Annotated in this window: 21 protein-coding genes; 2 read left to right on the plus strand and 19 right to left on the minus strand. The window is 69.3% G+C overall.

From position 1 onward, the window contains the following. Positions 1-9: 9 nt before the first annotated feature. Entirely contained in the window at positions 10-828 is an 819-nt protein-coding gene (locus tag IE307_RS31645) for a VOC family protein (protein WP_191303040.1), read from the plus strand. A 3-nt stretch (positions 829-831) separates the two neighbouring features. On the opposite strand, the gene IE307_RS31650 is transcribed toward IE307_RS31645, so the two are convergent. The 5 genes from IE307_RS31650 to rpsB all read right to left on the minus strand — a co-directional run bounded on the left by IE307_RS31650 (position 832) and on the right by rpsB (position 5,059). Beyond that, positions 832-1,689 (minus strand): phosphatidate cytidylyltransferase, encoded by an 858-nt coding sequence (locus IE307_RS31650; RefSeq protein ID WP_191303041.1) that lies wholly within the window; start codon positions 1,687-1,689, stop codon positions 832-834. A gap of 69 nt (positions 1,690-1,758) precedes the next feature. Further along, positions 1,759-2,316, minus strand: coding sequence for a ribosome recycling factor (gene frr / locus IE307_RS31655; RefSeq protein ID WP_191303042.1), 558 nt, complete (start codon positions 2,314-2,316; stop codon positions 1,759-1,761). A 61-nt stretch (positions 2,317-2,377) separates the two neighbouring features. Then, positions 2,378-3,088 carry a UMP kinase gene (gene pyrH / locus IE307_RS31660; protein WP_301325822.1) on the minus strand — a complete coding sequence of 237 codons (711 nt, stop codon included), beginning with the start codon at positions 3,086-3,088 and terminating at the stop codon, positions 2,378-2,380. Positions 3,089-3,319: 231 nt separating this feature from the next. Next, positions 3,320-4,135, minus strand: a complete 816-nt coding sequence (gene tsf / locus IE307_RS31665) for a translation elongation factor Ts (RefSeq protein WP_191303043.1) — start codon at positions 4,133-4,135, stop codon at positions 3,320-3,322. A 72-nt stretch (positions 4,136-4,207) separates the two neighbouring features. Beyond that, a complete protein-coding gene (gene rpsB, locus IE307_RS31670; protein WP_191303044.1) occupies positions 4,208-5,059 on the minus strand; it encodes a 30S ribosomal protein S2 in 852 nt (283 codons plus the stop codon). Between the two features lie 372 nt (positions 5,060-5,431). On the opposite strand from rpsB, the gene IE307_RS31675 reads away from it, so the two are divergent. Then, the gene (locus IE307_RS31675) at positions 5,432-5,905 is read left to right on the plus strand and encodes a M23 family metallopeptidase (protein ID WP_191303045.1); all 474 of its coding nucleotides are present in this window, start codon (positions 5,432-5,434) and stop codon (positions 5,903-5,905) included. Between the two features lie 1,125 nt (positions 5,906-7,030). Here the strand turns inward: IE307_RS31675 and IE307_RS31680 are convergent. From IE307_RS31680 to rpsP, 14 genes are all read right to left on the minus strand, one after another. Beyond that, positions 7,031-8,026 (minus strand): FliA/WhiG family RNA polymerase sigma factor, encoded by a 996-nt coding sequence (locus IE307_RS31680; RefSeq protein WP_191303046.1) that lies wholly within the window; start codon positions 8,024-8,026, stop codon positions 7,031-7,033. Further along, the gene (locus IE307_RS31685; protein WP_191303047.1) at positions 8,001-8,978 is read right to left on the minus strand and encodes a tyrosine recombinase XerC; all 978 of its coding nucleotides are present in this window, start codon (positions 8,976-8,978) and stop codon (positions 8,001-8,003) included. Before IE307_RS31685 ends, IE307_RS31680 begins: the two co-directional genes overlap by 26 nt. Before the next feature lie 271 nt (positions 8,979-9,249). Continuing rightward, positions 9,250-10,359, minus strand: coding sequence for a DNA-processing protein DprA (gene dprA, locus IE307_RS31690; RefSeq protein WP_229905268.1), 1,110 nt, complete (start codon positions 10,357-10,359; stop codon positions 9,250-9,252). 836 nt (positions 10,360-11,195) lie between these two features. Then, a complete protein-coding gene (locus tag IE307_RS31695) occupies positions 11,196-12,716 on the minus strand; it encodes a YifB family Mg chelatase-like AAA ATPase (RefSeq protein WP_191303048.1) in 1,521 nt (506 codons plus the stop codon). A 1-nt stretch (position 12,717) separates the two neighbouring features. Continuing rightward, positions 12,718-13,089, minus strand: coding sequence for a YraN family protein (locus IE307_RS31700; protein ID WP_229905252.1), 372 nt, complete (start codon positions 13,087-13,089; stop codon positions 12,718-12,720). A gap of 227 nt (positions 13,090-13,316) precedes the next feature. Then, positions 13,317-13,640 (minus strand): DUF2469 domain-containing protein, encoded by a 324-nt coding sequence (locus tag IE307_RS31705; RefSeq protein WP_191303049.1) that lies wholly within the window; start codon positions 13,638-13,640, stop codon positions 13,317-13,319. Continuing rightward, entirely contained in the window at positions 13,640-14,431 is a 792-nt protein-coding gene (locus tag IE307_RS31710; RefSeq protein ID WP_191303050.1) for a ribonuclease HII, read from the minus strand. Before IE307_RS31710 ends, IE307_RS31705 begins: the two co-directional genes overlap by 1 nt. Beyond that, a complete protein-coding gene (gene lepB, locus IE307_RS31715; protein WP_191303051.1) occupies positions 14,428-15,291 on the minus strand; it encodes a signal peptidase I in 864 nt (287 codons plus the stop codon). The genes IE307_RS31710 and lepB (IE307_RS31715) overlap by 4 nt, the downstream gene beginning before the upstream one ends. Before the next feature lie 4 nt (positions 15,292-15,295). Further along, entirely contained in the window at positions 15,296-16,036 is a 741-nt protein-coding gene (lepB, locus tag IE307_RS31720) for a signal peptidase I (protein WP_191303052.1), read from the minus strand. Between the two features lie 3 nt (positions 16,037-16,039). Continuing rightward, the gene (gene rplS / locus IE307_RS31725) at positions 16,040-16,399 is read right to left on the minus strand and encodes a 50S ribosomal protein L19 (protein ID WP_090066397.1); all 360 of its coding nucleotides are present in this window, start codon (positions 16,397-16,399) and stop codon (positions 16,040-16,042) included. 152 nt (positions 16,400-16,551) lie between these two features. Further along, on the minus strand, positions 16,552-17,298 hold the full coding sequence (gene trmD, locus IE307_RS31730; protein WP_191303053.1) for a tRNA (guanosine(37)-N1)-methyltransferase TrmD: 747 nt from the start codon (positions 17,296-17,298) through the stop codon (positions 16,552-16,554). Next, positions 17,288-17,803 carry a ribosome maturation factor RimM gene (gene rimM, locus IE307_RS31735; RefSeq protein WP_191303054.1) on the minus strand — a complete coding sequence of 172 codons (516 nt, stop codon included), beginning with the start codon at positions 17,801-17,803 and terminating at the stop codon, positions 17,288-17,290. The genes trmD and rimM overlap by 11 nt, the downstream gene beginning before the upstream one ends. A gap of 19 nt (positions 17,804-17,822) precedes the next feature. Continuing rightward, complete coding sequence (locus tag IE307_RS31740; RefSeq protein ID WP_030468017.1) at positions 17,823-18,062, minus strand: RNA-binding protein; 240 nt, start codon at positions 18,060-18,062, stop codon at positions 17,823-17,825. Then, a complete protein-coding gene (gene rpsP, locus IE307_RS31745; RefSeq protein WP_191303055.1) occupies positions 18,059-18,502 on the minus strand; it encodes a 30S ribosomal protein S16 in 444 nt (147 codons plus the stop codon). The genes IE307_RS31740 and rpsP overlap by 4 nt, the downstream gene beginning before the upstream one ends. Positions 18,503-18,506: the final 4 nt, after the last annotated feature.

Raw genomic sequence — 18,506 nt, forward strand, 5'->3', positions numbered from 1 at the left:
AGGCCGGCAGTGTCGATCGCGCCCAACACTCCCAAGCTCGCGCCGTTGTTATCCGGAAGTCCGTGCTGGGTCGAGCGATCCGTCGACGACCTGAAGGGCGCCATCGAGTTCTACACCGGCCTGTTCGGATGGCACTACGCCGACGACGCCGGCTACACCGTGGCCATGGTGGACGGCATCCCCGTCGCAGGCCTGCCGCAGGGTGATCCGGAAGCGTGGCGGTTGTACCTGGTCACGCCGCACGCGCGCGCCACCGCGGAGAAGGCCTTCCACCTCGGCGGGTCGGTGCTGCGCAACCCCGAGGACGCCGCCGACCACACGCAGAGCACGGTGATCGCCGATCCGACCGGCGCCGTCGTCGGGTTCCGGCACGTGCCGCCGGAGTGGCGGTTCGGCATGGGAGGCCACGGCTCGTACGCGTGGGCCGAGCTGAACACGCGTGACGGCGCGGCGGCCGACGAGTTCTTCGGCGAGCTGTGCCACTACGACATCACGCAGATCGGCGACGGGCACCGGCTGGACTACGCGTCCTGGTCCGTCGAGGGCACCGAGGTGATCGGCCGGCAGAAGATGGGACGCGAGTTCCCGTACGGAGAGCGCTCCCACTGGATGGTGTACTTCAACGCCGCGCCCGAGATCGGTATCGACTCGGTGGCGTACCGGGTGCTGGAGCTCGGCGGCCGGGTGACCGTCGAGCCCTACGACACCCCGTTCGGGCGCATCACCGTGGTCGAGGATCACGCGGGAATGGCGTTCTCGGTGATCGACCCGTCCCGCGTGATCGAGGCCGAGCCGCTCGCCGCGGTGGACGACCCGTTCGACGACTAGGGCCTACGGGATGAAGAGGTGCAGCAGCAGCCAGGAGGCGACGGCGGACGGGAGGAGCGAGTCCATCCGGTCCATCAGGCCGCCGTGGCCGGGCAGCAGCGTGCCCATGTCCTTGATGCCGAGGTCGCGCTTGATCAGCGACTCGACCAGGTCGCCCGCGGTCGCCGTGACGACGAGCGCGGCACCGAAGAGCGCACCCTGCCACCACTGGCCGTCGAGCAGCGTCGTCACCGTGATCGCGCCACCGACCACACCGGCGGTCAGCGAGCCGGCGAAGCCCTCCCAGGACTTCTTCGGGCTGATCGTCGGCGCCATCGGGTGCTTGCCGAGGAAGACGCCCGCCGCGTAGCCGCCGACGTCCGACAGCACGACACCGATGATGAACGCGAACGCACGGCCCGCGCCGTCCTCGGGCACGACGAGCATGGCCGCGAAGGCGGCGAACAACGGCACGTACGCGACGGTGAACACCGACGCGCTGAGGTCGCGCAGGTAACCGTCCGAGCCGCCGCGGAACCGCCAGATCATGCACACCAGCACGGTGACCACGAACGCGGTCATCATGCCGGAGCGCTCCAGCGGCCACGACAGCCAGAGGATCGCCTGCCCGCCGATCAACGCCGGCCACAGGGCGACGTTGATGCCGGCCTTCTTGAAGGCGCCCGCGATCTCCCACGTCGACACCGCCGCGGCGGCCGCGACGATGGCGATGAAGGTCTCCTTGACCGTCAGCAACGACACGATGATCATCGCGCCGAGACCGACGCCGACCAGGATCGCCGCGCGCAGGTCACGACCCGCGCGCGACGGTTTCGACGCGGGCACCTCCGCGGGACCGCCTGCCACCTGTGGTGCTCCCATCACGACCTCCGCCCGGCCAGGGCTGCTACACGCCTGCGGCGACTCGGCCGGGCGAAACCATCAGGAACATCAGACTTCGAGGAGTTCGGCTTCCTTGTGCTTCACGAGCTCTTCGACCTGGGCGACGTACTTGTGGGTGAGAGCTTCGAGCTCCTTCTCACCGCGCGAGCCGTCGTCCTCGCCGACCTCGCCGTCCTTGACGAGCTTGTCGATCTCTTCCTTCGCCTTGCGACGGACGCCCCGCAGGGAGACCTTCGCGTCCTCGCCCTTCGACTTGGCGACCTTCACCATGTCCCGGCGGCGCTCCTCGGAGAGCTGCGGGATGACGATGCGGATGATCGAGCCGTCGTTGCTCGGGTTGACGCCCAGGTCGGAGTCCCGGATCGCCTTCTCGATGGCGTTGAGCTGACCCGCGTCGTACGGCTTGACGACGGCCATGCGCGCCTCGGGGACCGTGATGCTGGCCATCTGGTTCAGCGGCGTCATCGAGCCGTAGTAGTCGATGTGGATGCGGTTGAACATCGAGGGAGTCGCACGACCGGTTCGGACGGAGGAGAGGTTCTCCTTCGCGACCGAAACCGCCTTTTCCATCTTCTCCTCGGCGTCGAGGAGGGTCTCGTCGATCACGACTGCTCCTTGCTCTGCGTGTTCGTGCCTGAATCCCGGTCCTGGAGAGATCCCACCAGGTCTAGAAGGCCGGGCGGCCACCGGGGGTGCTGACCAGGGTGCCGATCTTCTCACCACGCACCGCTCGCGCGATGTTCCCCTCGGTGAGGAGGTTGAAGACGAGGATCGGCATGTTGTTGTCCATGCAGAGGCTGAACGCCGTCGCGTCGGCGACGTTGAGGCCGCGCTCCAGCACCTCGCGGTGGGTGATGTTGTCGAACATCAACGCGTCCGGGTCGATCTTGGGGTCGGCCGTGTAGACGCCGTCGACGGCCTTGGCCATCAGGACGATCTCGCAGCCGATCTCCAGCGCGCGCTGGGCGGCGGTGGTGTCGGTGGAGAAGTACGGCAGACCCGCGCCGCCACCGAAGATCACGACGCGCTTCTTCTCGAGGTGGCGCATCGCGCGGCGGGGGATGTAGGACTCGGCGACCTGCGTCATCTGGATGGAGGTCTGCACGCGCGTGTCGATGCCGTGTTCGCGCTCGAGGAAGTCCTGCAGCGCCAGGCAGTTCATGACCGTGCCGAGCATGCCCATGTAGTCGGCGCGCGAGCGGTCCATGCCGCGCTGCTGGAGTTCGGACCCGCGGAAGAAGTTGCCACCACCGATCACGACGGCCACCTGCACGCCGGACTTGTGGACGGCCGCGATCTGCCGGGCGACTGTCTGGACGACGTCGGGATCAACGCCGACGCCACCGCCGCCGAACATCTCGCCACCGAGCTTGAGCATCACCCGGTTGTAGCCGTGGCTACCTTCTTCGCTCACAGGTCCTCTCCTCGCGCCGTCGGATGTGTGGCCGTTGTGGGTCCGGGGGCTGGCCCCCGGCTGGGGCGCGGGGGCACGGCCCCCGCAAAACACCCGAAGCGACTGGGTCCGCGCTTTCCGCGAACGCACGTCACCAAAGCTTCGGACACGCCAAGGGCGGGGTCGCTGGTGCTTGCAACCCCGCCCTCATGCGAATCAGCTCTGGCCGACCTCGAACCGAGCGAAACGGGTCACCGTCACGCCGGCCTCGTCCAGAAGAGCCTTGACCGTCTTCTTGCTGTCCGTCACGGAAGCCTGCTCGAGGAGCACGACGTCCTTGAAGAAGCCGTTGACGCGACCCTCGACGATCTTGGGGAGCGCGCCCTCGGGCTTGCCCTCCTCGCGAGCGGTCTCCTCGGCGATGCGGCGCTCGTTGGCGACCAGCTCCTCCGGGACGTCCTCACGGGTGACGTACTTCGGACGCATGGCGGCGATCTGCATCGCGGCGCCCTTGGCGACCTCGGCGTTGTCACCGGTGTACTCGACGAGCACGCCCACGGCGGGCGGCAGGTCGGCGGCGCGCTTGTGCAGGTAGACCGAGACGGTGCCGTCGTAGTCGACGGCCTTGGCCAGCTCGAGCTTCTCGCCGATCTTGGCGGAGAACTCCTGGACCAGCGCGTCCACGGTCTTGCCGTCGACCTCGACGGCCTTGAGGGCGTCGACGTCCGCGACCTTGTTCGCCTTGGCGAGCGCGACGATGTCGTCGGCCAGGGCGATGAAGTCGGCGTTCTTGGCGACGAAGTCGGTCTCGCAGCGCAGCTCGACCATCGCGCCGTCCTTGACCGCGACGAGGCCGTTGGACGTGGTGCGCTCGGCGCGCTTGCCGACGTCCTTGGCGCCCTTGATGCGCAGGATCTCGACGGCCTTGTCGAAGTCGCCGTCCGCCTCGTCCAGCGCCTTCTTGCAGTCCATCATGCCGGCGGCGGTCAGCTCGCGGAGCTTCTTGACGTCCGCGGTGGTGTAGTTCGCCATCGTTTTCCTTCTGCGATGTACGCGCTTAGGTCACGAGGTGCCCGCTTGTGTGCGGGCACCTCGTGGGGGAGATCAGGACTGGACGGGCTGCTCGGCCGGAGCCTCGGCAGCGGCCTCGGCCGGTGCCTCGGTCGCGACGGCGGCGTTGGTGGTCAGGAGCTCCTGCTCCCACTCCGCCAGCGGCTCGTCGGCGGCCTGGGGCTTGTCCTGGCCGTCAGCGGCGTCGCGGCGACCACCGGAGCGCTGCATGAGACCGGCGGCGGCGGCCTCGGCCACGACCTTGGTCAGCAGGGCGGCGGAACGGATCGCGTCGTCGTTGCCCGGAATCGGGTAGTCGACCTCGTCCGGGTCGCAGTTCGTGTCGAGGATCGCGACGATCGGGATGTTCAGCTTGCGAGCCTCACCGACCGCGATGTGCTCCTTCTTGGTGTCCACGATCCACACGGCGCTGGGCACCTTGGACATGTCGCGGATACCGCCGAGCGTGCGCTCCAGCTTGTCCTTCTCGCGGTTCATCATCAGGATTTCCTTCTTGGTGAAACCCTGGAAACCGCCGGTCTGCTCCATCGACTCGAGCTCCTTGAGGCGCTGAAGCCTCTTGTGGACCGTCGAGAAGTTGGTGAGCATGCCGCCCAGCCAGCGCTGGTTCACGTAGGGCATGCCGACGCGGAGCGCCTCGTTGGCGATGGCCTCCTGCGCCTGCTTCTTCGTGCCGATGAACAGGATCGACCCGCCGTGCGCGACCGTTTCCTTCACGAACTCGAAAGCCCGGTCGATGTAGGTCAGCGTCTGCTGCAGGTCGATGATGTAGATGCCGTTGCGCTCGGTGAAGATGTAGCGCTTCATCTTCGGGTTCCAGCGCCGGGTCTGGTGCCCGAAGTGCACGCCGCTGTCAAGCAGCTGCTTCATGGTTACGACGGCCATGGCCGGTTCGCACCTCATCTGTAGGACACGCGAGGTCTCGCCTTTGCGCGTCATTCCGGTTGTCGCCTCTGGCCGGGGTAGGCCGTCAGCCCTGGTGCCTTCGCCGCCGCCCGCACCCGCGGAGCATCTCTGCACCCTCAGGACCGTCGGACGTCGTGACTCGACCCTGCTGGGATCAGCCGGTCGGATCTGCGTTGGCACGCGAAGTCGTCCCGCGCACAGACGGGACGCGCCCAAAAGTCTACTCCCCACCCCCGACAAAACTCGAATCGCCCCCATCCCACCCAGGGCAGTTGTCCACAACCGGCGAGTAATCCACAGCTCCCCGATCACCCCTGGTCCCCCGAGCCCCACCCGGCCCACTGTTGACCCATGCCCCTCCTCCCCACCGCCCTGCTCCTCACGGCCCTCCTGACCCCGTCGCCGGACCGCTTCACCTGGCCCCTGCCCCCGCCGCACCAGGTGGTCCGCGCCTTCGAGGCCCCGGTCACCCCGTTCGGCCCCGGCCACCGGGGCGCCGACCTGGCCGCCCCCGCCGGCGCCCCGGTCCTCGCCGCGGCCGACGCCACGGTGGTCTTCGCAGGCGCGGTGGCAGCCAGAACCCTGGTCTCCCTGGACCACCGCAACGGCCTGCGCACCACCTACGAGCCCATCGCCCCCACCGTCACAGCGGGCCACCCGGTCCGCCGAGGCGAGGTCATCGGCCACCTCCAGCCAGGCCACTGCCATTCCCCCTGCCTGCACTGGGGAGCCCGCAAGGGCCACGCCTACCTCGACCCGCTCCGCCTGGTGACCACGGCCCGCGTACGCCTGCTCCCCCTGCCCACCCCGCCCCGGGGCGGCTGACGACCTCCGCCGCGCGCAGGCCCCCGCGCGGCGCTCCGGCAGGGCGCTCCCCGCATCCTCGGCGGGTCGACCAGCGGCGCACCCCTCACCCGCCGCAAGCGCCCTCCAGGTGCCGGGAGGCGGCACCCCGCTCACCAGCCGCCTCCCGGCCCACCTGGGCCACTCACCGCCTGCCTGCCTCGCGTGCCACCGGGGCCACACCGCTCACTTCGCCAGCCTCGCGCGCCACCGGGGTCGCACCACTCACTTCGCGACCTCGCGCGCACCGCGGGCTCACCGCTCACTTCGCCAGCCGACCGGCGCCGCACTCCCACCGACGAGCCAGCGGGTCGCCACCCGCCACCGCCCGCCGACCCACCGACCCGCCGACCCACCGACCCACCGACCCGCCGACCCGCCGACCCGCCGACCCGCCGACCCGCCGACCCGCCGACCCGCCGACCCGCCGACCCGCCGACCCGCCGACCCGCCGCGAAGCAGCATGAGCGCGCGCCACGCCTTCGATCCAGCCAACATCCACATGTCCACTTCCAGCCCCCACGAGGTGGGCGTCCAACACCTCAGGCTGCGGTCCTGCACCATCGCTCCGCCGCGCTCTTACAGCACTGACCAGCCGACCCAGGCGTTCCCGGCCGTCCGAACCGGTCGCCCGCCGCCAATCGACCAAACCGGCGCCGGCCTCTCAGCCAGCAGTTCTCCAATCGCGAGCTCCTGGCCGGCTGTTCTCCGACTGCCCGTCTCTGGACATGGCTGTTCGCCAGTTGCCCGCTTCTCGGCGCGACTGTCGGCTACCGGCACGACCGCAGCTGATCCCGTGTGCGATCTGTCGGGACTGGACGCAGCGGTTCCTCGGCTACGCGGCGACGAATCCGGCTGCCCAACGTCCGCGCGGCACTCGGCGTCGCGGTCAGCGACCGGCCCGGCTTGCGGGTTCAGGAGTTCGTCGAATGCCCGAGCGGGCACGCGGCGTGTTTGGAGCCAACCCAAGGCCCACCCGTTCGAGTGAATTAGCCCTGACGCGGGGCGGAGAGGGGTGTGAACCGCCTTTGCGAGGCCCTCGCGGCTTCCCGGTACGGTGTTCGGCAGCCCGGCGTTGGCCAGGCTGCTGGGGTGGTCGGGGTGCGGTCAGGCCTCGGACTGCTCGTTGAGCTTGGTGCGCAGGCGCAGGACAGCGCGGGTGTGCAGCTGGCAGACCCTGGACTCGGTCACGCCGAGGACCTTGCCGATCTCGGCGAGGGTCAGGTTCTCGAAGTAGTAGAGGGTCACGACCACGCGGTCGCGTTCTGCCAGCTGGGCGATCGCGTCGGCCAGCTGACGGCGGCTGTCCTGGTCGACGAGGCTCGCCACCGGGTCTTCCGCGGCGTCGTCGGGCAGCGACTCGGCCAGGGAGGAGCCGCCCTTGTTCGGGGCGATCAGCTCGTCGAGGGCCACGACGCTGGTGAGCTGGAGCTGGCCGTAGAGCTCGCGCAGTTCGGCCAGGCCGATCTTGAGCTCTGCGGCGAGTTCGCGGTCGGTGGGCGTGCGCTGCAGCTTGGCGCCGAGGCGTTCGAGGGCTCGTTCGACGTCACGGGCGCGGCTGCGGACCGAGCGCGGCACCCAGTCCTGGGAGCGCAGGTCGTCGAGGATGGCGCCGCGGATGCGCTGCATGGCGTAGGTCTCGAACTTGAGGCCGCGCTCCGGCTCGAACTTCTCGATCGCGTCGACCAGGCCGAAGATGCCGGACTGGATCAGGTCGGCCACGTCCACGTGGGCGGGCAGGCCCGTGCCGACGCGGCCGGCGACGTACTTGACCAGCGGCGCGTAGTGCAGCACCAGGCGGTCGCGCTGGCTCTGATCGCGGGACTCGCCGTAGCTGCGCCACAGGGCGACGATGCCGGCCTCTACGTCGTCACCGGACCGGACGTCCGCGCGCGTCACCGCAGTCGGAACGGCCGCGGGCGTGCCGTTGACATGCGTGTTGGCACCGGGCTCGGGGGTCGCCTCGGTGCGTGGCGCGCCGTTCTGACGGTGCCCGTTGCTCGCCTGCTTCGACACTGGTGCGGGCAGGACGGGTTCAGGGGGCACGGTCGCCGTACGCGATCCTCCCCCTGCGGCGTCAGGAACGGGGGTGGGTTCGGTCATGGATCGCCTTCAGCCGTTCGACAGTGACGTGTGTGTAAAGCTGAGTCGTTGCGAGCGTAGCGTGACCAAGCAGTTCTTGGACGGTGCGCAGGTCCGCTCCTCCTTCCAGCAGATGGGTCGCGGCGGAGTGGCGCAACCCGTGCGGCCCGATGTCCGGCGCGCCCGGTACCACGGCGACGACCTCGTGCACCAGGGTGCGAACAGCCCGCTGGTTCAGCCGGCCCCCACGGGCACCGAGGAACAGCGCGGGTGGCGAATCCGGTGCTACCAGGGCGTTTCGCCCCTCGTCCACCCACCGCCGCAGCGCTCGCTCGGCAGGCACGCCGAACGGCGTGGTGCGCTCGCGTCCACCTTTGCCAAGAACTCGAATCACCCTCAGGGAGTAGTCCACGTCGTCGAGATCAAGACCACAGAGTTCGGCAACGCGGATACCCGTGGCGTACAGCAACTCCACCACGGCCTGATCACGCAGCGCAACCGGATCACCTTGGGACGCGCCAGAGGATACGGCCCTCATGGCGTCCTTCGCCTGGTCCTCGCGCAGCACCGCCGGCAACGTCCGGTGCGGCCGCGGAGCAGCGAGCCGAGGCCCCGGATCCGAGTCCAAATGCCCTGCTCGGTGCGCCCACGCGGTGAACGCGCGCGCGGCAGCGGCCCGCCGCGCGAGGGTCGTGCGACTAGCGCCTGAACTGCGTTGAGCGGCGAGCCATGACCGCAGATTGGTCAGGTCGATGTGCCCGACATCCGCGTTTTCCGGGATATTCCCCGCGACGTGGCCGAGCAACGCCACCACATCACCGATGTAGGCGCGGACCGTGTGCGGCGACAGATCACGCTCCAACATCAGGTAGCGCTCGAACTGCCGCAGCACGTCTGCCACGGTCGCCGGCAGTTTTTCGCGCAGGCGAACGAGATCGACACGACGTGTCCGACCATGCGGCGGCGGGGACATAGGCCAAGACGCTGCGCCAGTCGGGGCGTTTGGTCAAGTATCGCCACACCCCCGCGCCATTTGAGAGCGCTCTCATGATCGAGAAGACGCTAACGTTTCAACTCCCTGTGACGACCAGGGGTTCAACAGCCCGTGCAGATCACCTTTCGGAGTAGTGACAGCGGCCGCCACCACCCTCCGAACAGCCGACGATCCCGCCAGGCCCAGCGCCAGCCGATCCCCGGCGATCACCGCCGGGCACCAGCCACGTCCAATCCACAATGGACAGTCCTCACCTCATCTCCAGCTTCTGCCAGCCCCGGTCGACGTGCAGCGCCAGACCAGCGAGTTCCAGCTCGGGCAACAGCGCCCGCACCCGCTCCAAAGGCACACCGGACTCGACCGACACGGCTTCGTCGCTCACCCCGTTCCGCTTCCCGAGGGCCTCGTACACCCGCATCGCCTCACCCTGAGGAACCCCGAGGTCGCTCTCCTTCTCGGCGGGCTCCGTGGCGAGGTCGTCACCGAACCGCCCCACCGACTCGACGATCTCGGCCACCGAACTCACCGAGACGGCCCGTCCGTCCCGCAACAGCTCGTGACAACCGACCGAGCTGGCAGACGTGACCGGCCCCGGCACCACCATCAACGGCCGCCCCAGCGCCTGCGTGATCGCCGCCGTGTTCTTGGCCCCGCTGCGCCGCCCGGCCTCGACGACAACCGTGCCACCGGCCAACGCGGCGATGAGCCGGTTGCGGGTGAGGAACCGATGCCGAGCAGGCATGACACCAGGCGGGTACTCGCTGACGATCAGCCCCTCCCGCGAGATCCTGGCGAGCAGCCCCTGGTGTCCGGCGGGATAGGCGGTGTCCACACCACACGCCAGCACGGCGATCGTCAGCCCGGGGGCGGCGAGCGCACCGCGGTGAGCAGCACCGTCGATCCCGTACGCGGCACCGGAGACAACGGTCAGACCCGCCAACGCCAGCCCATACGAGAACTCGCCGGCAACCTGCTCGCCATACCCGCTGGCAGCCCGCGACCCGACCACGGCCACCGCCTTGTCCACCGCGTCAGCCAGGAAGGGCGCCCCGCGCACCCAGAGCGCGATCGGCTCGCCTCCACACCGCCGAGCAGCCACGTTCTCCAGCCCGAGCAACGGCCACCGCGGCCACTCCTCGTCCTCGGGGATGACCAGCCGCCCTCCGACCCTGGCGATCGCGGCGAGGTCGGCACGAGCACGCTCCTCCGACCGCCGAGCGGACGTCTGACTGGCCACGGACGACGAGACCTCGCCAGACCTCACGAGCTCCGCTGCCTCGACCGGCCCGACCTCGGCGATCAACGCCGCGAGCGCCGCCGGGTAGGGCTCGGCGACACGCGACAGATAAGCCCTGGCCAGGCGAACGGCATCGACGGCCGGGGCGCGAGGCGCGGCGACCGCCGGGTTCGCGGCCGGGTTGACGGGCGGACTCGCAGGCGAGTTGGTCACCGAAATGCCGAGTGGGGAGGTCGGCGGGGTGGCAGTTGAGTTGACCGAGGTGGTGAGCGGTGCGACCGACGGGTTGGCGGGTGGGCTGTCGGACGGGTTGATGGGCGGAACGGTCGGCGGGTTCGTGGGTAGAACGGTGGGCGGGTTCGTGGCCTGAGTGGTCACCGGAACCACCACCAGGGCAGCCAGCGGTGCCAGGGGTCGGGGCGCCACGGACTTGGAGGGCTGGCGCCTGAGGTGCGCCTTCGGATCGTGCAGTGCAGTTGCAGGAGTGCCGGTGTGGTGACCGCTGGGGTCGCGATCGAAATCGCTGCGGGAATGAGGAGTGGGGCCATGGTCGGGCTCCTTCGTTCGAGACACTTTCGGAGGTTCTTCAGGTGGGTGAGCGGGCCGCCCGTTGGGGAAGGCGGGCGGCCCGCTCTGGGCCGGGCACGAAGTGGGAGTGGGTCTTCGCGCCCGGCGACCTGGGCGGAGCGGGCCGGAGTTCTGGCGGCTCACGCCGGATCGGGGGGTGAGCGGGCGCTCGCAGGGGACGAGCGCCCGCTCGGATGGGGCCGGGCGCGGAGTCGGGGCGTTGGAGCTCCGCGACCGGCTGCTCGGGGTGAGTTGATCGGGGCAGATCACGCCCGCTGCAGGGCGGGCTAAGGCGGGCAGGTTGGGCGCGTTGGCGGCTGGGATCGGTGGTCGGGCCGCCGGAGTTGTGTAACCGCTGCTGGGCGAGCTGGGGTGGGTGGTGGCGGGGGCGGTCAGGGGGCGCGGCGTTCGCGGAAGTGGAGGGCGGCTGCCACGTGGTCTGGGGTTGGGCGGTCGGCTTCGGCCAGGTCCGCCAAGGTCCAAGCGACTCGTAGGCAACGGTCGGCTCCTCGGCCTGTGAGGGCGCCTACTGCCAGGGCTCGGTCCAGGAGGGCTGTGGTGGGCCGTGGGAGGGCGAACTCGCGGCGTAGGGCTGGGCCTGGGACGAGGGCGTTGGCGGGCCAGGTGTGGCCGTGGGAGGACCAGCGGGTGGCGGCTCTGGTTCTGGCTTTGAGGACGCGGGCTCGGACTACCGCTGTTGGTTCTGGTGGGGTGGCGTCGGCGTTGGACATGGCTGTTGTCGACCGCATGCGGACGCGGAGGTCTACGCGGTCGAGCAGTGGGCCTGATAGGCGGGACTGGTAGCGGCGGCGGACTGTTGCGGTGCAGATGCAGTCCGTTTCCTTCGGTGGGGCGCAGGGGCAGGGGTTGGTGGCGAGGATGAGTTGGAAGCGGGCCGGGTAGCGGGCCACGCCGTCGCGGCGGGGGATGCGGACCTCGCCCTCCTCAAGGGCTGTGCGGAGGGTGTCGATGGTTTTCTGGCCGAACTCGCAGGCCTCGTCCAGGAAGAGGACTCCCCTGTGGGCTCGGGAGGCTGCGCCTGGTTTCGCCATGCCGGCGCCGCCGCCGATGAGGGCGGCTATCGATGTTGTGTGGTGGACGTTGACGAACGGTGGGGTGGCGACCAAGGGGTAGTCGGAGGAGAGGACGCCTGCCACGGAGTGGACTGCTGTCACCGCCAGGGACTCTTCTCGTGTCAGCGGTGGGAGGAGGCCCGGTAGGCGTTCGGCGAGCATGGTCTTGCCTGTGCCCGGCGGGCCGGTCAGGAAGAGGTGGTGGGCGCCTGCCGCGGCTACCTCCAGGGCCCAGCGGGCTTCTGGCTGGCCCACCACGTCGGCCAGGTCGGGGGCCTTCGGCAGTGGTGGGTCGGCTGAGGGCGGAGGGCGTTGCAGGGTCACGTCTTCGCCGCGCAGCCACGCGAGGGCTTCGGAGAGGGTGACGGCGCCGTGGAGTTCTATGCCGGCCACCAGGGCTGCTTCCGGGAGGGCGTCCACCGGGACTACGGCCGCCTTGAGGCCTGCCCTGCGGGCGGCGAGCAAGGCCGGGAGAACACCGCGGATCGGGCGGACGCGGCCGTCGAGGGCCAGTTCGCCCAGCAGGACGGTGGTGGCCAGGCGGTCGCTCGGGACCGAGCCGGCCGCGGCGAGGGTGGCGCAGGCGATGGCGAGGTCGTAGCCGCTGCCGCCCTTGGGCAGGTTCGCCGGGGACAGGCCCAGGACGATGCGCTGCTTCGGCCACTCCTCGTCGCTGTTGCGGACGGCGGCCTTCACGCGTTCCTTCGACTCGTGCAAGGACGCGTCCGGCAGGCCGAGGAGGTGGGTGCGGGGCTGGCCCACGCCCACGTCGGCCTCGATCTCGACCGCCAGCCCGTCGACGCCGTAGAGGGCGACGGACCACGCCTGCGCCAGGCCCATCTCAGGCTCCCCGCAGGTGTTGCAGGCGCGCCTCGCCGGACGGGGGCCAGGTGACCGAGATCAGGTCCACGCGGACGTTGCACCAGCCGACGCCGTGCGACGCGAGCCAGCGCAGCGCCGTCCGGCGCAGGCGGGAGAGCTTGCGCTGGTCGACCGCCTCGTCCGGGCGGCCCCAGACCGGGCCGGACCTGGTCTTGACCTCGACGACGACCAGGCGATCGCCCTCCACCGCCACGACGTCCAGTTCACCGTCGCGGCACGTCCAGTTCCGCGACAGGACGACCAGGCCCTGCCCCTCCAGGTACCTGCACGCCAGGTCCTCGCCCTGACGGCCCTTCTCCTGCTGCCTGGTCTCGACCAGTGCCTGTGCCACCACTGCCCTCGCCTCCCTGCGGGTCGTTGGGTACGACCTTGCAGGGCGGGGCGGGGTGGGTGGCCGGGGTGAGGGGGATCTGTGGACAACTCGGCGGCTGTGGACAGGTCGGCCGTTGTGGATCTTGGAACGCCGGAGTTGTCGGTGGGGTGTGCTAGGCGCGGGTGAACGGCAGCCGCCCCCCGCCTCCCGGTGCGGCCAGGAGACGGGGGCGGTGCGGTGAAACCTCAGGTGGGGAACGGACCGCTTTCCGGCAAGCGCAGGTCGGGCTTGTCCAGCTCCTCCACGTTCACGTCCTTGAACGTGATGACACGAACGTTCTTGACGAACCTCGCGGGGCGGTACATGTCCCAGACCCACGAGTCCGACATGCGCACCTCGAAGTACACCTCGCCGTCGGCGTTGCGCACCTGCACGTCCACCGAGTTGGCCAGGTAGAACCGCCGTTCGGTCTCCACGACGAACGAGAACTGGCTGACTATGTCGCGGTACTCCTTGTACAGCGACAATTCCATCTCGGTCTCGTACTTCTCGAGATCCTCTGCACTCATTACGCCTCCGCGCGGGTCATCTGCTCCGCGCCCTCCCTCGTCGCGAGCTCCCCGGCATCAGCCGGGGCTGCATCATTCTGGACCACGGCCGCCGCGGTCGTGGCGCGCGCCACCCTGTGCGGCGCGGCGAGACCGTGCTTGGCAGCCGCTGCTGCCACATTTACATACGACCAGCGATGCTCGGCACACGGGCCGTGCTCCATCAACGCCGCCGTGTGGTCGGGCGTGCAGTACCCCTTGTGCACGTTGAACCCGTACTCCGGATGACGATCATGCAGATCCGCCATGATCCGGTCACGCGTGACCTTGGCCAGCACCGATGCCGCCGCCACGCACGCCGCGGCCTGGTCCCCCTTGAGCACCGCCACGTTCGGCGCGGGCATCCCCGGCACCTTGAAGCCGTCCGTCAGCACGTATCCAGGGTGCGTCGCCATCTGCGCCACCGCACGTCGCATGCCCTCGATGTTCATGACGTGGATGCCCAGCCAGTCGATGTCGGCGGGCGAAACGACCACCACCGAGTGATCCAGCGCACGCTTGAGCACCAGGTCGTACATCCGATCGCGGGCCGCCGCCGTCATCAGCTTCGAGTCGTTCAGCCCTTCGAACCGCGAAGCATCACCCGGTCGGAGGACGCACGCCGCGATCACCAACGGGCCGGCGCACGGTCCGCGCCCGGCTTCGTCCACGCCGGCGACGGGCCCCAGCCCACGACGCTCCAGCGTGCTCTGCAGCGCCCAGTTCCCCGAAGAGCCCCGCACGACCGCGCGAGGCGGCATCAGCATGGTCATCGGCGGAATCGGTCTCGCACTCGACGTCCGAGCAGCAGAAGCGGCCACGCGCCGACGATACCCAGGCCCAGTGGCACGTTCTCCTGCCAGCCCGGCGCTCCCATCGACACGGTCTGCGGGTCGTGGTCGGACACCCCGCCCCACCTCGACGGGGGCAGCACGATCACGCGCGCCTTGCCGATCACGTCGGACACCGGCACGAGGCCGTTGAGCCCGCCCTGGCCCTGGCAGCGCGAGTCGCACGAGTGGTTGCGGTTGTCGCCGAGCACGAACAGCATCCCGTCCGGGATCTTGAGCTCCTCGAACGACTCCTGCTCGGCCGGCGTGCCCTCGTCGAAGTGCTTGTACGGCTCGTCGAGCGGTTTGCCGTCCACCGTCACGCGGTTCTGCTCGTCGCAGCACTTCACGGTCTGCCCGCCGACGGCGATCACGCGCTTGACGAAGTCCTCCTCGTTCGCCGACGGCAGGCCGACGAGCGATCCGAGCCACGACAACCCCTGCGAGACCGGGTTGTCCGGCTCCGCGGAGATGAAGTCGTTCTGCCACGACGGCGGCCCGCGGAACACGATCACGTCGCCCGGCGCCGGGTCGGTGAAGCGGAAGGTGACCTTGTCGACGAGCACCCGGTCGCCGTAGCAGTCGGTGCACCCGTGCAGCGTCGTCTCCATCGACTCGGACGGGATCATGTAGACCCGGCCGAGGAAGATCTGGATGCCGATCGCGAGGCCGAACGCGACCAGGATGAGGACAGGCAGTTCCTTCCAGAAGTTGCCCTTTTTCTTCTGCTTCGCGGGCTTGTCCGAAGCGTCCGAACTGGGCTCGTCACCGGGCGGGTTCTGCTCTGGAGCGTCGTCGACCACGAGATCAGCCTAGGGGCTGGGGGTTGTGATCCGACACAACACTCCACCGATCTTTCGGGAAAACGACGTACCGGGCCTTGCCGATGACGTTCTCGAGCGGCACGGTGCCCGCTACGCCCCCGCCGCCCTGTTTGCGCGAGTCGGTGGAGTTCATCCGGTTGTCCCCCATGACGAACAACCGGCCGTCCGGCACGCGCACGGGGGCGAACGGTTCGTGGTCGGCCGGTGAAGTGCCGGTCTGCCAATGCACATAGGGCTCGTCGAGCGGTTTGCCGTCCACGACGACACGGTGCTGCTCGTCGCAGCACATCACCGTCTGGCCGGGCAACGCGATCACGCGCTTGACGAAGTCGCGCTCGTTCGCGGGCGCGATGCCCAGCAGCGAACCGATGTTCTGCACGAAGCCCGCGACGGGATTCGTCGACTTGGTGCCGCGGAACTCGTTCGAGGTCCACGCCTCGGGGCCGCGGAACACGACCACCTCACCCGGCTCGACGTCGCCGAAGCGGTAGGTGACCTTGTCGACCAGCACCCGGTCGTTCTCGCAGCCCGTGCAGCCGTGCAGCGTGTTCTCCATCGACGCCGAGGGGATCACGTAGACCCGCGCCACGAACGCCTGGATCAGGACCGTCAGCACGACGGCCGTCAGTGCGACGTAGAGAACTTCACGCCAAACAGGAGTACGCCCCCGCTCCGGTTCATCCGGTGCGGAGGCGTCCTCTGCGTCTTCTTGGCTCGAAGCCACCGATCAGGAGACCGGACGGGCCTCGCGCTTCTCCTTGATCTTGGCGGCCTTGCCGCGCAGGTCGCGCAGGTAGTACAGCTTGGCGCGACGCACGTCACCGCGGACGGCGACCTCGATCTCGGCGATGTTCGGGGAGTGCACCGGGAAGGTGCGCTCGACGCCGACGCCGAAGGAGACCTTGCGGACGGTGAAGGTCTCGCGGATGCCACCGTTCTGGCGACGGATCACAACGCCCTGGAACACCTGGACGCGCTCGCGCGAGCCCTCGATGACGCGGACGTGGACCTTCAGCGTGTCACCGGCGCGGAACGCCGGGATGTCGGTGCGCAGCGACTGGGCGTCGAGTGCGTCCAGGATGTTCATCGGTGGTTCCTCACGTGTCTTGAACTCCCCAGAGCATGCTCCATGGCTGTGCACGACATGATGGGGGCTCGGCTTGGTGCGCACGCCGATGTGACACCGGCTGCGGCAACTGTTCCAGTGTGCCAGACCAGGCACTCCGGAATGAAATCGGGCTACTCCCCGCCCTCGCGCAGACGCGTGAGCAGAGCGCGGTCGTGCTTATCGAACGCGTCCGCCGGCAGGGATTCCAGCAGGTCGGGACGCCGTTCGAAGGTGCGGGCGAGTGACTGGTCACGCCGCCAGCGGTCGATCATCTTGTGGTTGCCCGACCGCAGCACGGCCGGCACCTCCAGATCACGCCACACGAGCGGCCGCGTGTAGCTCGGCCCTTCGAGCAGCCCGTCCTGGAACGAGTCCTCGGCGTGCGACTTGGGGTTCCCGAGCACGCCGGGCAGCAGCCGCGCGACCGCTTCCACGATCGCGAGCACCGCCACCTCACCGCCGACCAGCACGTAGTCCCCGATGGACACCTCGTCGACGCGCACGCGCCGCCGGGCGTCGTCCACCACACGCTGGTCGATGCCTTCGTAGCGACCGCACGCGAACACGAGGTGCGATTCCTCCGCGTACTCGTGCGCGACCGCCTGCGTGAACGGGCGTCCGGCCGGCGTCGGCACGATGAGACGCGTCTCGTCCGTGCACACGTCATCCAGGGCAGGACCCCAGATGTCGGCCTTCATGACCATGCCGGGCCCACCGCCGTACGGGCTGTCGTCGACAGCCTTGTGCACGTCCTGGGTCCAGTCGCGGAGGTCGTGCACGCCGACGCTGATCAGGCCCTTGTCGATCGCCTTCCCCAGCAACGCCGCGCGCAGCGGCGCGAGGTACTCGGGGAAGATCGTGACGACGTCAATCTGCATCGAGCAGGCCCTCGGGCGGGTCGATCACGACACGGCCGCCGCGCACGTCCACGGTCGGCACGATCTCGCGCACGAACGGGATCAGCGCCTCGCCGCTGTCGCGGAGGACCACGAGCAGCTCGCCACCCGGACCGTGCAGGATCTCCTTGACCGTGCCGATCTTCGTGCCGTCGACGAGTTCGGCCGCGAGCCCTTCGAGCTCGTGGTCGTAGAACTCGTCGGGGTCGTCCGTCGGCGGGAGGTCGTCGGTGCTGCCCAGCAACAACGTGCCGCGCAACGACTCCGCCACGTCACGCGTGAGAACTTCCTCGAAACGCACGAGCAGCCGCCCGGCATGAGGCCGGGCGGCTGACACGGTGAGGCTTCGGGACGTGCCGTCACGCAGTTTGGCTTGCATCGTCTTCCCGACCACGAAACGCAGCTCGGGAGAGTCTGTGCGCACGTCAACGGCTAGTTCGCCGGTGATCCCGTGCGCCTTGGCCACACGGCCGACAACGACGTCCATTTGCCCTTGAAGTTCGTTCTCAGCGGTCGGTGTCGACGACGTCGACCCGCACACCACGACCGCCGATACCGGCCATCACGGTGCGCAGAGCCGTCGCGGTGCGACCGCCACGACCGATCACCTTGCCGAGGTCGTCCGGGTGGACGTGGACCTCGAGGGTGCGGCCGCGGCGGGTCGTGACGAGGTTCACCCGGACGTCGTCCGGGTGGTCGACGATGCCGCGAACGAGGTGTTCGAGGGCGTCAGCCAACAAACTCACGCCTCGTCCTTGGGCGCCTCGGCGTCGGCCTTGGGCGCGTCGTCGGCCTTCTTGGCCTTCTTCGCCTTCGGCGTCGTGGCCTCGGTCATCGGCTCCTCGTTCGCGGCGGCGAGCGCGGCGGCGAACAGGTCGGCCTTGGAGGTCTTCGGCTCCTTGACCCGCAGCGTGCCCTCGGTGCCCGGCAGGCCCTTGAACTTCTGCCAGTCACCGGTGATCTCCAGCAGGCGCTGGACCGACTCGGTCGGCTGCGCGCCGACACCCAGCCAGTACTGCGCGCGCTCGGAGTCGACCGCGATGAACGACGGCTCTTCCTTGGGGTGGTACTTGCCGATCGTCTCGATGGCCTTGCCGTCGCGACGGGTGCGCGCGTCGGCGACCACGATGCGGTAGTACGGCTGGCGGATCTTGCCGAGACGCTGAAGCTTGATCTTGACGGCCATTGGC

Source organism: Lentzea cavernae, from assembly GCF_014653695.1.
GTDB classification, from domain to species: domain Bacteria; phylum Actinomycetota; class Actinomycetes; order Mycobacteriales; family Pseudonocardiaceae; genus Lentzea; species Lentzea cavernae.